The sequence below is a fragment of the Winogradskyella sp. SYSU M77433 genome (assembly GCF_029911945.1).
In the GTDB taxonomy this organism is placed as follows: domain Bacteria; phylum Bacteroidota; class Bacteroidia; order Flavobacteriales; family Flavobacteriaceae; genus Winogradskyella.
This window is the reverse complement of record NZ_JARYTG010000010.1, coordinates 100,530-117,448: the sequence shown is the minus strand read 5'-3', so window position 1 is coordinate 117,448 and position 16,919 is coordinate 100,530. Positions and strand designations below refer to the sequence as shown.

Annotated in this window: 11 protein-coding genes; 7 read left to right on the top strand and 4 right to left on the bottom strand. The window is 33.0% G+C overall.

The features are described 5' to 3' along the window. Positions 1–124: 124 nt before the first annotated feature. The gene (locus QGM60_RS17475; RefSeq protein WP_281141542.1) at positions 125–6,259 is read right to left on the bottom strand and encodes an MG2 domain-containing protein; all 6,135 of its coding nucleotides are present in this window, start codon (positions 6,257–6,259) and stop codon (positions 125–127) included. Positions 6,260–6,413: 154 nt separating this feature from the next. Here QGM60_RS17475 and QGM60_RS17470 point away from each other — a divergent pair, with 154 nt between their 5' ends. The 6 genes from QGM60_RS17470 (at position 6,414) to QGM60_RS17445 (ending at position 14,218) form a co-directional block, all read left to right on the top strand. Beyond that, positions 6,414–7,364 (top strand): tetratricopeptide repeat protein, encoded by a 951-nt coding sequence (locus QGM60_RS17470; protein WP_281141541.1) that lies wholly within the window; start codon positions 6,414–6,416, stop codon positions 7,362–7,364. Positions 7,365–7,482: 118 nt separating this feature from the next. Next, a complete protein-coding gene (locus QGM60_RS17465) occupies positions 7,483–8,163 on the top strand; it encodes a TetR/AcrR family transcriptional regulator (RefSeq protein ID WP_281141540.1) in 681 nt (226 codons plus the stop codon). Beyond that, on the top strand, positions 8,160–9,821 hold the full coding sequence (locus tag QGM60_RS17460; RefSeq protein WP_281141539.1) for an ATP-binding cassette domain-containing protein: 1,662 nt from the start codon (positions 8,160–8,162) through the stop codon (positions 9,819–9,821). Before QGM60_RS17465 ends, QGM60_RS17460 begins: the two co-directional genes overlap by 4 nt. A 12-nt stretch (positions 9,822–9,833) precedes the next feature. Then, the gene (locus tag QGM60_RS17455) at positions 9,834–11,195 is read left to right on the top strand and encodes an HlyD family efflux transporter periplasmic adaptor subunit (RefSeq protein WP_281141538.1); all 1,362 of its coding nucleotides are present in this window, start codon (positions 9,834–9,836) and stop codon (positions 11,193–11,195) included. Beyond that, the gene (locus tag QGM60_RS17450) at positions 11,192–12,601 is read left to right on the top strand and encodes a TolC family protein (RefSeq protein WP_281141537.1); all 1,410 of its coding nucleotides are present in this window, start codon (positions 11,192–11,194) and stop codon (positions 12,599–12,601) included. The genes QGM60_RS17455 and QGM60_RS17450 overlap by 4 nt, the downstream gene beginning before the upstream one ends. A 264-nt stretch (positions 12,602–12,865) precedes the next feature. Beyond that, positions 12,866–14,218, top strand: coding sequence for a Mur ligase family protein (locus QGM60_RS17445; protein WP_281141536.1), 1,353 nt, complete (start codon positions 12,866–12,868; stop codon positions 14,216–14,218). A 50-nt stretch (positions 14,219–14,268) separates the two neighbouring features. On the opposite strand, the gene QGM60_RS17440 is transcribed toward QGM60_RS17445, so the two are convergent. From QGM60_RS17440 to QGM60_RS17430, 3 genes are all read right to left on the bottom strand, one after another. Further along, on the bottom strand, positions 14,269–14,709 hold the full coding sequence (locus tag QGM60_RS17440; protein ID WP_281141535.1) for a hypothetical protein: 441 nt from the start codon (positions 14,707–14,709) through the stop codon (positions 14,269–14,271). Next, entirely contained in the window at positions 14,706–15,266 is a 561-nt protein-coding gene (locus QGM60_RS17435; protein WP_281141534.1) for a hypothetical protein, read from the bottom strand. Before QGM60_RS17435 ends, QGM60_RS17440 begins: the two co-directional genes overlap by 4 nt. 431 nt (positions 15,267–15,697) lie before the next feature. After that, entirely contained in the window at positions 15,698–15,961 is a 264-nt protein-coding gene (locus tag QGM60_RS17430; protein WP_281141533.1) for a hypothetical protein, read from the bottom strand. 106 nt (positions 15,962–16,067) lie between these two features. Between QGM60_RS17430 and QGM60_RS17425 the strand changes: the two genes are divergently transcribed. Further along, positions 16,068–16,919, top strand: a complete 852-nt coding sequence (locus QGM60_RS17425) for a hypothetical protein (protein WP_281141532.1) — start codon at positions 16,068–16,070, stop codon at positions 16,917–16,919.

The following is a 16,919-nucleotide window of genomic DNA, read 5'->3' as shown; positions in this document are numbered from 1 at the left end:
TAGATAGATTTCTTATTGTTTAAGAATCTGAATCAAGTTCAGATTGACCAAACACAAATTTCCAGACAGCTTTAGTTTTTTCCTTTGCGTCTTTTGTGCCTTAGCGAGAAGCGAGAAGAAAAAACTAATCAACTTTAACTCTCACACCCTCACTATGGCTACTAAATTCAGGTGCATACATTGACTGAATCGTGCTAATGCCATTACTCATATCTCCAGCATTATTTACGCGTAAATCATATTCAAACACATAAACCCCTTTAGGCAAATAATCCATAAAAAAGTTAGTCGCTGCATCTTTAGTGCTTTCGTAATACCCTAAGCCATCTTGCCATTTGTATTGCGATAACACATTAATAGGCTCAAAACCAGCAGCACGCATATCTTTTAGGTGTACAAATTCCATATCTCTGTCTGAACGTAATTCAATACGAACGCGAACCAAATCACCAACATTCAATTTAGTGTCTTTAGTAATTTCTGAAATTTCTTCACCTTTATCAGTGTTTGATTTTAAGAAGAGTTTTTTGCTTAATTTTAAAGGTGATTCAGCTGACGTGATTTTATCTAAATCTTCAAAATATTGCCAGTATAAAGCTCCCCAAGCAATACCATCTCCTTTTTTAGAAATAGTAACATTGGCTTGCTCTGCTGTAATTTCTTCACCTGTCCAAGAGGTTTTGTAGTAACCTGTACCAGCTTCAGCTTTTACGTTATCTAATGTTACAGGATTTATGGTTTCGTTACCAACTTTTACATCAACCATTTCAGTAACATCTAACCAAGAACTTCCTTGAAGCAATAAGGCATAAACAGCTTCTGTGGTTGCTTTGGTAGTTTCCCATTTATTGGTTTGTTTGTTTTTTAGTAACCAGATTTTTAGGTTGTCGATGTCTTCAAGATTTTTCGTTTCACTCTGAATAACAGTTCCAGCTTCTGAAAAAGCTTCAACTAAAAGTGATTGTGTTTCAATTGGTGCTTGGTGCCAGTACCAAGAGCTTGTGTTCGCTTTCCAGTACATACCTAATTCGTCTGAGGTGATGCTATTTTCTTTAAGTGATTTTAAAATCTTTCCTGCTGTGGTATCATCATTCATTCTATGAAGCGTTAAGGTCATTAAACCTTTGGCATATAGCGAACGTTTTAACCAATACTTCTGCATCTGTGATTTGTAGTAATCCATTATAGTTTCTACTTCTTTTGAAGCTTTTACTTCAGGAAAAAAACTACGTACATACATATAGTGCAGTTGCGTGTAAGACAAATGGTCTTTGCTTAAATCAGTATTTTTATTATACTTTTTAATATCTTTATATTCTTTTACGAATTCTGCATCTAGATATTGAATGGCGTTTTGAATCATAGTTGTTTCGCTGTTGCTTTGAATAACATTGAGTTGCTTTAAATGCCCAAACCCAGAAATGATATGTTGTGTTATAAAACGATTAGCATAGCCACCATTGAACCAAGGCCAAGCACCAGATGGTAATTGGTTTTGTTTCAGTTTTCGCAATGCTGAATTGAGTTCGTTATTCATTTTATTAAGGTCGAATAACAAACCGATACGCTTTTTCTGTTCAGTCTCAGATTGTGCATCTCGTAACCATGGTGTTTCTTGAATTAAAAGTGATTTTAATTCTTGATTTTTCTCAAGGTTAGAAAGTAATGCGTCTGAGGATTTCCATTGATTGAAGACTGCTTCAATTTTAGGGTTAGATTTTACAATATGCTGTGCTAAAGCATTAGCATAATATCTTGAAAACGTTTGCTCGTTACAATCGTATGGATATTCCATTAAATAAGGCAAAGCTTGTACAGCATACCACGCAGGATTGGACGTCATTTCTAAAGTTAACTTATGATTGGTTAACGTTGTTGAGGTGTTGTCTTTTAATTTGTCTAACGTAAACGTCTTCGTTTCGTTAGAGCGGATCCAAATTGGTAGCGTTTTGGTTACCAACATTCTGTTGGATAAGACTGGTAAAGCGTTTTGTTCACCATCGCTAAAATCACCAGCTTTTGCAATGATTTGGTATTGCACAGCTTGTAAACCTTTAGGAATATTTAGTTTCCAAGACACTTGCGTGTTCCCTTTTGCATCAACGGAAAAAGAAGCCCCTTCTAACTTCCCCAAAGGGGAAGAACTGAGCAAGTTTGCGGATATATCTTCGCCAGTAATTGAATTGGTTAATATGAGTTGTGCAAATCCAGACAATTCCTTTTCAGTAAGATTAGCAATTTTAGTACTTACAGTTATGACGTCACCTTCTCGTAAAAAGCGTGGTACATTTGGTATCACCATCAACTCTTTTTGAGTTACAGTTTCTAGTTGCTTTACCGAACTTTCTAAAGTTTTGGTATGTGCTAGTAATTGTAATTTCCATTTGGTTAAGGCTTCTGGTGCTTTAAAGTTGAAACTTACATTACCGTCTTCATCAGTTTGTAATTGTGGAAAGAAAAAAGCGGTTTCGTTGAGGTTTTTGCGGATTTGTATATCTTCCTTTTTAGGAACATCATAAATATACATCTGAGACATTCCAGTAATTATTTTTTTATCAGAAGTTATTTTCTTTTTTTTACCTAGAATAGTACCTCCGCTTTGCTCTGTAATACTATTATAAATGAGAGCTTTTTTGTTTGTTGAATCCATTACTACAAATGATTCTAATTCGTCATCATTTTCAAAAGCACTGTTGGTAAGTTCATTTAATTCTATTCCAGATACTCTACCTCTTAAAAGATATTTCGTTCTTCCAAACCCAAAATAAAACCCAAACCAATTCAACTGATCAAAATTCTGATGTGGGTAACTCAGTGTATTATTAAAGCGATTAAACAATCTAAAGTTGCTTGTACCAAAACTTTCAGAAGCATTTTTATTTGTATTACTGTAATAGGTTGGATTTGAGATTGGGTTGAAATTCCAATTATGTGCTCTAAACTCATCTAAAGAGGCATCGTACATACTTGCTAAAAGTTCAGCAGAAACTTTATCTCCTTTTGGACCTTTGATTTTAAAACTCCAGGTTTCATTTTGTCCTGGTTGTAGCTTATCTCTAAAAGTTGTAGTTTCAATTTCTAAATCGGTCTTCGGATATGGTACGTTAATTTTAAGACTTTGAGAAACAAAAGCATTAAAAGCCGCAAAGCTAATATGCACTTCAAAACCACCTAAATCACCATCTAAAACAGGAATAGGAATTACCGTTTTTGAGTTGCTTAGCCTCACCAATTGGGTAGAAATAATTTTATGGTTTTTCTCAATATCAACTGTTATTGTAATGTCTGTTGCAGCCGAGCCTAAGGTTAACTTAGCAATATCTCCAGTTTTATAATTGTTTTTATCTAATGAAGTTTCAAATAATTGGTTATCGGCTACGGTTTTATCGTCGTTACTATATAATGTAGTGTAAACTTCATCTTTAACCTCTTGCCCGAATTTATCCTTGCTTTCAGCAACAATAATATATTTTCCTGAATCCCATTTTTTCAATTTCTTTAATGTGATGATTTTACTGGTTTCGGTATTGAAATCTGTACTAAAAACTTCTTCTCCCTTTTTCCAATTTTGCACAAGTTGCTCATTGGAGTAAGCATCATGAGGAAATAAACTTTTAAATTCTTCTTCAGAAATCACTTGATAATCTGGAGCTTTCCATGGTCTCGCTCTAAGAACATAATCAGGTGCTTCAAGCTTGTAAATTTTTAATGTTCCTTTTGCAGGTACTTCTTCACCGTTCAAATTTTTTGAGTTCAGAGAGATTTCAATCTCTTTTTTAGATTTGTCAATAGTTGAAGGTGAGGCAATTTGCAAAGTCATGGCATGATGACCTACATTAACCACTGTTGTGGCTGTACGTGTTTCTCCATTAATATCTGTAATATCTGCGGTAACTTCATAATTAAAAACAGGAAGGTTGTCTTTTGAAACACTCTCGTCTGGTAGGGCTTTAAAGGTGATTTCAAATTCTCCCTTATCGTTAGTTATACCTTCGCCAAAAGTGATTTCCTGTGCTTCTGAATTGTAATAATTTGGGCGTCTCCAATACCACCAATCAGGATATCGTACTTGACGTTTTACGCGATATACTACTTTGGCATCTGTGATATTGCTACCAGCAAAAGCAATGGCTTTTCCTTTTACGGTAATACTGTCGTTAACTTTATACGTTTCCGTAATGGGTTGAAATTCAGGCTTAAACTTTGGACGTTTATATTCTTCAACAGAAAAATAGGTAGCTGTTACTTTTCCTCTTCCAAATTCAATATAGTATTGTCCTGTAAGTCCATCATTCGGTAAAATAAACTCACCTGCTGCAGAACCAAAATCATTGGTTTGGAGTTGTAATTCTTTTATTAGCTGTCTGTTGTTATTGTATAAGCGAACATCTACTTCTTTATTTGGTGTTACAGTAGTTTTGTTATTTTCTGTTTTTATGGTAATACCTTTAAAGTATACGGTTTGGCCAGGTCTATAAATACTACGGTCTGTAAATAAAAACACGTTGTGTTCGGTGTCGTTATCTTCTGTTCTATCATAATAGCGATAGATGTAATAGTCGCCAAAATAGCCTTCTTCGTTATTGAAATTTGCAATTATTGATACATTTCTTAGTGTGTTATCATCCTTTTGAAAACTAAATTTACCATAGCGATTTGTAGTAAACGTTTTGGTTACAGATTTATCTCTATTGGTAACATAAGTTAGTTTTATATTGGCATCAACAATTGGTTTGCCATTATTTCTATCAATCAATTGAAAGCTTTGAGTATTGTTAGCGCTACTTTCAATCAAAGCGAAATCAGTAATCTGTATTTGAGATACAGCAAAAGCATTCTGCTTTGAGTCGGTTTCTGCTTTTATAAGGTAAAGTCCGTTTTCTAATTTTGGTATGATGATTTCTGTACTGTGATATTGGTAATCACTTTCGTTTTTTAGTGGACTTTCAAAAGTTTTAAAGACTTTGAGTTTATTTAGAATATTTTCTTTTTTGTCAGTATCGTATGTAGTATTGAAATCTCTGAGTTGTTTTTGGGAAACCTTATAAATCTTAAAATTTAGGTTGTTGAGGTTTTTGTAATTCACTTTTAAAAGTGAAGACGAATTGATTGCAATAAAGCGTTCAGCAACCAAATTAATGCTCGGTTTTAAAATCTCTTCTTTTAAAACCTTACACTTTTCAGCACCTTCGCTTTTTGGGAAATCTTGGATAACTTTGTTGCATAATTCTAGAGCATGTTTTAGCTTCCATCGGAAATCTTCTTCTTTTTCATTAGCGTTGGCGTTATACGTGTCACCTTGATTTTTATAAAGAGAAGCAATTTCAAAATTATAAAGTGCAGAAACTGGTGAAGCTTTCAATTCTTCTACTTTCTTTTCTAAAGTTTGAAGAAGCAATGCTTCCTTATTCTGGATTGTAGCATTTTGAAAAACAAAATTTAAACGTTCAATATCAACAGTAGCAAAAGCTTTTGAAGATTTATCTTTCTCATGAAATTTTAATAGATTTTGGTAAACCTTCAAGGCGTTTAGTTGAAGTGAAGTAGAGTCTTTAGAGTTGATCTTAGAGTCGATAAACTTTTCGCTATCTGATAAATATTCAGGTTGGTCTATTTTGAATTGATATGCAGGTTTTGTAATACTGTTTTCATCCGTTTTATAAAATTCAAGAGCATTGTGGCTCAACAGATCAAACAAAGTCGGTCTATAGGTTTTAGACTCCTTAGCTTCATTTAATAGTAAGCTATAATTTTCAAGTGATTCTTGTTGTAATAAAGACCTGTTCTCTAAAGATTTTTGATAATAGATATGGATTTCATTAAACAGTGTTTCTAAGTCCCAAGATCTAAAATCATCACTAAGTTTACTTTCAGTTTTTGTTCTGTTGTAAAATTTATAACGGTTTTGTTGAAAATATTGCCAGTACATTGTAGCTAACATATTTTCTAAAAGACTTTTGGTTATAATAGCTTCAGAGGTTTCAATTTCTTTTTTGAAAAGCGAAACAATATTAAGTTGTGCATCTTCTTCAAGAATAAGCATATACTTGCTTTTATGCAAAAGCGCCTTAATTTGTTGTTGCTTGTTTTTTGCTTTAAGTGCATTTTGGTATATGGTTTCAACCAATTCAGAAGCACTTTTTGTTAAACCTTCTTTCTCAAGTTTTATAACATTCTCCCACTGATTTTCAAAATCATTTTGGGCATTAGAAAAAGAAGCGAAGCATATAAGCATGAATATAGATATGTAGTTTTTCATCAGTTTTATTTTTTCTACAAAGTACCTTCAAAAGGTATTCCAAAAGTAGTGGGAACTCGTTAAGTATCAATTTGAATGAGTGAAGTTAAACAATTTGTTAGGGAACAGGAACGTTATTATGTTGTATTTTTGCTAAATATACAGACCGTTTTTTATGAGGCATTTTTTCTTGTTTTTTTTTATTTCTTCACTTGGATTTTCACAATCATCTATAGAAAAAGCTAAAACCTACATTGACGAAAAAGACTACAGTAAAGCACAACAAGAAATGGTGGTTTATTTGGAGGCCAATAAAAAAGATGATGAAGGTATTGAGCTATTGGGAGATATTTACGGACATCAAAAAAAATGGGATAAGGCTATAGAGCAATATGAAAAATTAAAGAACAGTTACCCTAACAATGCCAATTACCAATACAAATACGGAGGAGCGTTAGGTATGAAAGCTTTAAGTGTAAGTAAATTTAGAGCTTTAGGCTTAATCGGAGATGTAAAAGATGCATTTCATAAAGCTGCGGATTTAGACCCTAATCATATAGATACACGTTGGGCTTTGGTAGAATTATATGTCTCTTTGCCAGGTATCGTTGGTGGCAGTTTTTCTAAGGCTTTAAAATATGCAGAGGAACTAGAAAATTTGTCGAAAGTAGATGGCTATTTAGCTAAAGGTTATGTTTATAAAGCTGATGATGAGTCAGAGCTTGCTGAAAAATATTATAAGCTAGCAGTAAAAATAGGAGGTTCAGTAACTTGTTATGAAAAGTTAATCAACTTTTATGAATCTCAAGAACTACCTGAAAAAGCTATACATACCATAGAGGAGGCTCAAAAAAAACATCAAAACAATGTGTTTTATTATCAATTGGGTAAGGTCTGTGCAGACTACAATATACAATTAGATAAAGGTGAAAAGCATATAAAAACCTTTATTTCAAACTACTCTGTTAAAGACGGAGTACAAAAAAAATGGGCCTATTATAAACTGGCTCAAATCTACAAGCACCGTAAAAACAAAAATGAGGCTTTACAATGGATTAATAAGGCCATCGCTACTTCGTCTGAAGAAGTATTTCAAGAAGAGAAAGCAAAAATTGAGGCACTTTAATTAAAAGGTTATTTTAATGTTAAGTCTTATGCTGTCAAGCTTTTTGATGGCATAATTTTTTGTTAAAAATTTTACCCTGATAGTAATACTATTAAATTTGCAATCAAATGTTTTAAAAATGATAAATCTGCTATCAAATTTAAAAATTTCGGTACCTGAAAAACTGTTTTTAAAAGACCCAGAATCTTCTGACTTGGGGAAAAGAATTATTGAAAACAGTATTCTTTTAATCGATGAAATTGGTTTTGATCATTTTACCTTTAAAAAATTAGGTGCCAAAATCGGATCTAACGAAAGTTCTATATATCGCTATTTTGAAAGTAAGCATAAACTGTTGTTATATCTAACTTCTTGGTATTGGGCTTGGGTAGAGTACCAATTGGTTTTTGCAACTCATAGTATATCTGATGACGAAGAAAAATTACTTAGGGCTATTGAAATAGTTACACAAACTATAGAAGAGGATATGACCTATTCGCACGTTAACGAAGTAGTTTTAAATAGAATTGTAATTAATGAGTATTCAAAATCGTACCTAACAAAGGAGGTGGATAATGAAAATAAAGATGGCTATTTTGTAGTGTACAAAAGTTTGGTGACTAGAATTAAGGAAATGATTTTAAATATCAATCCAGATTATGAATATCCTTCAAGTTTAGCTAGTACTATAGTAGGTGGATCGTTACACCAGCATTTTTTGAAAGCACATTTTGAATCTATTACAGATTGCCATACGGACAATTGTCCTACCCAATTTTTCAAAGATTTAGTTATTAAAACTATTAATAAAAGTATATGACCGAACAAAAATCAGGAATGTCTCCATGGGAGAGACTTATTGGACTATTAAAACTTGAAAAGAGAGACATTTTTCAAGTTGTATATTATGCCATTTTTTCGGGACTATTGGGCTTAACTCTCCCTTTAGGAGTACAGGCAATAATAAACTTAATTCAAGGAGCTCAAGTTAGTACCTCATGGATTGTCCTTGTTGTTTTGGTTACAACAGGTGTAGCGTTTGTAGGTGTTTTACAGGTTATGCAGTTGAGAATGATTGAAACCATTCAGCAGCGAATTTTTACCAGAGCATCTTTTGAATTCACATACCGTTTTCCAAAGATTAAGATGAACGAGTTGCGTAATTACTATCCACCAGAATTAGCTAACCGTTTTTTCGATACATTAACAATTCAAAAAGGTTTGGCTAAGTTGTTAATCGATATTCCTGCAGCTGTGCTTCAAATTATATTTGCATTAATTCTATTATCGTTTTATCATCCATTTTTTATAGCCTTTGGAATTCTTCTACTACTTCTAATTTATATAGTTTTCAAGTTCACAGCAAGGAAAGGATTAGAAACAAGTATAAAAGAGTCTAAGCACAAATACAGAGTAGCACACTGGATAGAGGAGATTGCTAGAACAGTAGTGAGTTTTAAACTATCGGGTAAAACCAACTTAGGTATGAAAAAAAGTGACGATATCGTAAATAGTTATCTAGAAGCTAGAGAAGGGCACTTTAAAATACTAGTGCTGCAGTTTATTCAAATGATTGGCTTTAAAGTTATCGTAACGGCCAGTTTACTATTGATAGGTGGTTTACTTGTATTGAATCAAGAAATGAATATTGGTCAGTTTGTCGCAGCAGAAATTATCATTTTATTAGTCATAGCTTCGGTTGAAAAATTAATCCTTGGTCTAGAGTCTTTTTATGATGTACTAACATCTCTAGAGAAAATGGGAGAGGTGGTAGATAAAGAATTAGAATCTCAGGAAGGTGATAAACCAGAGTTTAAAGATGATTTTGTATTGGAGCTAGATAAGGCAAGTTATAGTGTGCCGAATAGACAACAACCAATTCTAAAAAACATCTCTTTAAAAATAAAGCCAAAGAGTAGAATGCTTATTAAAGGAGAGAGTGGTTCCGGAAAATCTACTTTACTTATGCTATTGGGTGGAGTTGTTGAGCCTACAAAAGGAAATATTTATTTGGACAAATTTATGTTAAGTAACATAAATCTTAATCATTACAGATCACATCTTGGATTGGCACTTTCAGAAGAAACGACTTTTGAAGCTACAATTAGAGAAAATATCACATTTGCAAATTCTGAGGTGTCTGACGAAGAATTAATGTGGGCTGTAGAGAAAGTAGGACTATATCAATTTGTAAAAGAAAGTCCAAAAGGTTTAAACACGATTCTTCATCCAGCGGGAAATCAGATTCCATATACCATCACTAGAAAAATTGTTTTAGCGAGAGCAATTGTAGGGAAACCAAAGATTTTAATTCTTGAAGATCCGCTAGAGCAGTTAGAAAAGTCAGAAGCAGATAGAATCATTAAATTTTTATTAGACAAATCTAATCCTTGGGCTTTAGTTGTTGTTAGTAAAAGTAATGACTGGTCTTCAGGTTGTTCAGAGATTATCACGTTAAAAGATGGTGAAATAATTTAAAGAAAGTAAAGGATGCTAAATATATCACAAAACCAACTTAATAAAACTGTTGACATAAAGTCCTCAAAATCGGGTCAACGTGTTTTTCATGGGAGGTATTATAAATACTTTAACCGCTTTTTGGGAGCCTTCGCCATTGTCGGGATTATTATACTTTTTCTTCCTTGGACTCAAAATATAACAGGAAGAGGTAATGTTACCACATTAACACCAGATGAACGACCACAAACCATTCAATCACCAATTCCAGGTAGAATAGAAAAATGGTTCGTTAGGGAAGGAGATTTTGTATCTAAAGGAGATACTATTCTTCAAATTTCTGAGGTGAAAAGTGAATATTTTGACCCTAATCTTGTTGAAAGAACAGAACAACAACGAAATGCAAAAGCGCAATCTGTAGGGTCTTATGCGGAAAAAGTAAAAGCGCTAGATCGTCAAATAAGTGCTTTAATAAATGAACGTTCTTTAAAATTAGAGCAAGCCCAAAATAAATTAACTCAAGCTAGACTAAAAGTAAAGAGTGATAGTATTGATTTAGAGGCAGCAAAAACTAATATTAGCATTGCTCAAAGACAGTACGATCGTACTGTAACCTTACAGCAGGAAGGATTTAAGGCTGTAAAAGATGTAGAGGAAAAACGTTTAAAACTTCAAGAAACACAAGCGAAATTAATTTCTCAGGAAAACAAACTGCTTGCAAGTAAAAATGAAGTGATAAATGCACAGGTAGAATTATCACGATTGGGCGCAGAGTATGCAGATAAAATTTCAAAAGCGCAAAGTGAAAAGTTTACGGCACAATCTACTCAGTTTGATACGGAAGCTCAGGTATCTAAATTGGATAATCAATATTCCAATTATCAAATCAGGAATGATTTACGTTTTGTCAGAGCACCTTACGATGGTTATATTAATAAAGCATTGAGAGTTGGTATAGGGCAAACCTTTAAGGAAGGTGAAGCATTGGTAGGTATTATGCCTGCAAGAGCGAGCTTAGCTGTAGAAACTTATGTGGAACCAATAGATTTACCACTAATTCATATAGGTGAAAAAGTAAGAGTTCAGTTTGATGGTTGGCCAGTAATTGTTTTTAGCGGTTGGCCTAATGTATCTTATGGAACTTATGGTGCCAAGGTTGTTGCCGTTGAGAATTTTATTAGTCCAAATGGAAAGTTTAGAGTGCTTTTAGCACCTGATGAAGAAGATCATAAATGGCCAGAAGAGATTAGAGCAGGTTCTGGTGCTTATACGATGGCATTGTTAGAAGATGTTCCGATTTGGTTCGAATTATGGAGGCAGCTCAACGGATTCCCGCCAAATTATTATCAGCCAGATACAGCCAATACAGCTAAAACAACTACAGAAAAGAAATGATAAGACCTTTAGCCATAATTATATTTTTTGGTAATTTCTTAATTGGGTTTTCTCAGAATAGTCCATTAGATGATAATGTGCTTCGGTTTGATGAATACTTAGGTTATGTCAAAAAATTTCATCCAGTAGTGAAACAAGCGCAATTGGTGATAGATGAAAGCCAAGCAAAACTCATGAAATCTCGTGGAGCATTCGATCCAAAGGTTGAAGTCGATTATAGCCGAAAGAAGTTTGGGAATACTGAGTACTATGATAAGCTAAACGGAATGTTCAAAATACCCACTTGGTTTGGTGTAGAACTTAAAGCAAAATTTGAAGACAATTCGGGTTATTATTTAAATCCAGAATCTACAGTTCCAGAAGATGGTTTGTTTAGTGCTGGCTTTTCAGTACCTATAGGTCAAGGTTTATTTATTAATAACCGAATGGCCTCGTTAAAGCAAGCCAAATTATATAGAGAGCAGGCCAAAGCCGATAGAGATATCTATGTCAATAACATATTATATGAAGCTTCTCTTGTTTATTTTAAATGGCTTCAAGCGTATAATGAACTGCTGTTGTTTCAAAATTTCTTAGCTAATGCCGAATTGCGTTATGAAGGTATTGCTAAAGGTGTTGAAGTTGGTGAAAATGCTGAAATTGAAGCCACAGAAGCGCGAATAGCCGTTAGCAATAGAAAGCTTGGATTAGAGCAATCTAGAGTGAAATTGATGAAGGCCGCTTTAGAATTATCTAACTTTTTATGGTTAGAAAATAACATTCCTGTAGAGTTGCAACCAGAAGTTATTCCAGATATCAATGCAGAAGCAACTATTGATGCTACTTTTGATATTAATACATTACAGACAGAAGAGCAAGAATTGGCTGCACATCCAAAAATGCAATCTTTAGATTATAAACTTCAGGGTTTGGAAGTTGATAGAAGGCTTAAAGCAAATAAATTATTGCCAAAAATAAGTTTAGAATACAATTTCCTAACAGAAACTCCAGATGAGGTTAATACCTTAAATACTGAAGATTATAAAAGCGGTTTAAACATTAGTTTGCCTTTATTCCTTAGAAAAGAACGTGGAGATTTAAAATTGGCAAAAATAAAACAACAAGATGCAGAGTTTGAAATTGATGCTACACGTGTTACTCTTCGAAATAAAATTAATGCTATAAAACAAGAGTTAGAATCCTACGTTACCCAAACTGAAATAACAACAGAAATGGTATCAGATTACCAAATGATGCTACAAGCAGAGGAGCGTAAGTTTCAATTGGGTGAAAGTTCTCTGTTTTTAGTAAATTCTCGTGAGTCTAAACTTATTGACGGACAGTTAAAGGCTATTGAACTTCAGAACAAATTCTTTAGTACAAAAGCAAAGTTGTTTAATAGTTTGGCGGTAAATCCAGATCTTTAGTCTCCAGTCTCCAGTCTCCAGTCTCCAGTCTCTAGTTCGTCAGTTCGAGTGATTTGTGAAGAATGAGCAAATTGTATCGAGAACTTTTAATCATATTCACGATGTAAATTCTATTCATTTAAATCATAGAATTCACTTGAATTGATGCTTTATGTTAAATTATTTTTTTCAGTTAAAGATTTGACTTTTGTTGAAAATAGTATGTTCTTGATTTTTCTCATCGCTCTACTCTAATATCTCTTTTCTATAATTTATATTTGTTGTATGAACGTACATTTTATAGCTATAGGTGGTGCTGCTATGCACAATTTGGCGTTAGCGCTACACAACAAAGGATATAACGTTACAGGGAGTGACGATGAGATTTTTAATCCTTCAAAATCTAGACTTGAAGCCAAAGGTCTTTTGCCTGAAACTTTTGGTTGGTTTCCAGAAAAAATCACTTCAGATTTAGATGCTGTAGTTTTGGGTATGCATGCTAAAGCAGACAATCCAGAGCTATTAAAAGCGCAAGATTTAAGTTTGAAAATTTATAGCTATCCAGAGTTTTTGTACGAACAATCCAAAGACAAAACCAGAGTAGTTATTGGTGGAAGTCATGGTAAAACCACCATTACGTCTATGATTTTGCACGTTATGCATTATCACGATAGAGATGTGGATTATATGGTTGGGGCTCAGCTTGAAGGTTTTGATGTGATGGTAAAACTTACCGAAGACAATGATTTTATCGTTTTAGAAGGTGATGAGTATTTGAGTTCGCCAATAGACAGACGACCAAAGTTCCATCTTTATAAACCTAATATTGCGTTGTTAAGTGGTATTGCTTGGGATCATATTAATGTTTTTCCGACCTATGAAAACTATGTGGAGCAATTCAAAATCTTTGTAGATTCAATTGTTAGAGGTGGAAGTATTAATTACAATGAAGAAGATGCAGAAGTAAAGCGCGTCGTTGAAGCTTCAGAAAATCAAATCCGTAAAATTCCGTATTACACACCAGAATATACTGTTGAAGATGGAGAAACTTTATTGGAAACTCCTGAAGGTCCTATGCCAATTGAAATTTTCGGTGCTCATAATTTAAATAACCTTGCTGGTGCTAAATGGATTTGTCAGCATATGGGTATTGATGAAGACGATTTTTATGAAGCTATTTCTACATTCAAAGGTGCAAGCAAACGTTTAGAAAAAATTGCAGAAACTTCAAAAAGCGTGGCTTATAAAGATTTTGCACATTCACCAAGTAAAGTAGAAGCCACAACAAAAGCGGTAAAAGCACAATATAGTGACAGAACTTTAGTAGCGTGTTTAGAATTACACACTTATAGCAGTCTCAATGCTGAATTTTTAAAAGAATACAAAGGTGCGTTAGACGCTGCTGATGTAGCCGTAGTTTTCTACTCTCCACATGCCGTAGAAATTAAAAAATTAGATGAAGTCACGCATGATCAAATCGCCAATGCTTTTGAACGTGATGATTTAATTATTTATACCAATCCAGATGACTTTAAGGAGTTTTTGTTTTCTCAAAACTTTGATGACAAATCCTTGCTCTTAATGAGTTCAGGTAATTATGGTGGTTTAGATTTTGATGAAGTAAAGGGATTGTTTTAAAACTAATTTCACACAGCGCATAGCCGAAGTGTTATTTTAGAATCTTGAAATTATTCTTTATTCAGAATCTTTTTTATAAAGCTAGTTACTTGCTGTTTGGTTTCATTGGTTTTAGAAATAAATACTACAAATCCCATACTTGCAAGCAAAGCAATAAAAGCCATAGTTCCCAAAGCTCCACCATAGCCTTCAAAAACTTCATTTTTGTTGATATAGATAATAGTGAACAAAATGCCAGCAAGTGCAATAGTTTTTTGGTTAGCCACTGTTTTTGAAGATACCATACCAATGAATGATGTACCAACAAAAACAATAGGAATATGCTTTGTTAAATATGGATTAAGTAATTCAGGAAAACAATAAAAAAACAAACCAACAATTAATGAAAGTAGAGCAGAGGCTCTAACGGCTCCTTGCTTTTTGTTCTCGCTAATGTAGAAGGTTAAGACGGCTCCTAAAATACCTGTAATTATAAGGATAAAAGTATTCATGCAACGAGCCAATAAATTAAGGATGATAAAATAACACCACCAAAAGCCATTGTGCCGAGTTTACCACCAACACCTAAGTAAAGATTTTTGGAAACCATCAATAACAAACCAGCTAAACATCCAGCTGCAAAAACAAATAGTATAGATGGTGAGGTTTCAACACTAGACATCCCAACAAAAGCACCACAATATATACTTACAGGTATCTGTTTTAGATATAGGGAATCTTTATTTATGACTGGTAAAAATGAAGCGCTAGTACCAACTATACCAGCTGCGAGTATGCTACCTAAACCACAGGTTACATTTAGAATGTAACACAGCACAGCACCAACAGGAACCCAAAGTACATAAGATAACTTCTCGTAAGCAAAATCTTCATGATGAAGATCTAAGTATTTGTAGCCAAATACCATTATTAGAATAATTAAAACAGCTGTGATAACAAATGCTAGGTTGGTCTCTAGATGAGTTCTAATGATCATGGTTAAGAGTGTTATTTTAATAAACAACACTGTGATAATCATAAACAATCGAAGCGCTTTATGTTTTTTCAATAGATTTTTTAATGCTTTAATAATTCATCTGTGTATAATACAAATGAAAGCGCAAAGTTCTGAGAAATAATTTAAGAACCCAAGATATTATTAGTAATAACTAGCTCTGGTCTGATTTTTATTGAGTTATGAGTTAAATAACATGTTTGATATACTGAAGCAATTTTGAAATATTCTTTTGTATAAGTAACAAAGTATTAATTCCAAAGACTTATTTTTAGAGGTATGTCAATAATGAAGTTCAATCATCTTTTTTACGATTCCAATATAAATTTTAGATCAATTTCTATTAAGAAAATTGTATTGTCAATTTTACTTGGTTTAGTTTCAGCGGTGTTGCTTTATAGTTTCTTTTATGGCTTGAGAGAGACAGAACGAATAATGTTTCTAGATTTTGAGGGGAGACCAATGGTTTTATCCGAAAATGATCGTCAACTGTTTAATCTTTTTTTTGCTGCGATTTCAGTCATTTTAGGTAATTCTTTAGCTATTAATTTATTATTCTCTAGACCACAAAGTGTCTTCTCTAGACACAATAATAAGCGCAGTAGAATATTAAATGATAATACATTTTTGGGTTTTAATTTTATCCATTGGTTTGCAAAAGTTTGGTTTTTGTTTGCTACATTTTCTTCTTCATTTATAGGTTCTAAATTCATAACCAATTTTTTGTGGCCATCAATTTTTTTGATCATTGTACTCTATTTAGATGCTTGGAAAACACTTAGCTTAGTCATAAAAAATAATAGACTAAAAATTATAGTCATTCATTTCTGCTCATTTGTTTTATTATCATTTTGTTTGAGTAGACTTAATGTAATTGACTATAAATCTTTAGATAAAGCTGCTTATAGAACACGCCCAAATATCGATGTACCACGCAGTGACTTTAGTGATGAACCATACGAAAGGCGATATTATAATTATCTCGTTTTTAAAATAGACTTTGACTCACATGGTAATATTCAGTTGCTTAATGAGCAATACGAACCAATAGAGTTAAGCGATGCATATAATTATGTAAATAATATGAAAAACGAATTAACAGAAGCGGTGAGTTATAGGGCTGCAACAAGATTGAGAGCAAATAAATCTATTCCGATACGTTATGTAAAGGAGTTTGAGTTTGAGCTATTTAAATATGGGCAAACTAAAATTATTTATGAAGTTCAAAATGATGACGATTTAACAAAGCGATTTTATAACAATCAGATAAAGAATTATATTTCACCATCACTTCATGAGACTTTCCCGAGAAAACCTTACGATCCTTCTAGTGTGCCTTTTTTTGATAGCTATAAAAAGCGTGTATTCTCAGATACTATACGTGTTGATGTCGGAAAGAATATTATGATTAATGGAAATATAGTAGCCTTGAAGGATTTAGTGGATAAATTTAAAGACTTTGTTAATTCATCTACGATTTTTGAGTATGTACACACAGATAAGACATCATATCAAAATTATATTGACGTGTTATCTGCTCATAAAAAAGCAATTAAGCAATTAAAGGTTAGAGATTCAAAATATGATTATGATGAAATGATGTTTCAAATTCATCGTAATCAATTTAGTAGAGATACAATTCTTAATAATGAAAGAGATCGTTTAAGAAAAAAATATCCCATTCTTATTGTAGAAAAGTTTGAGTAA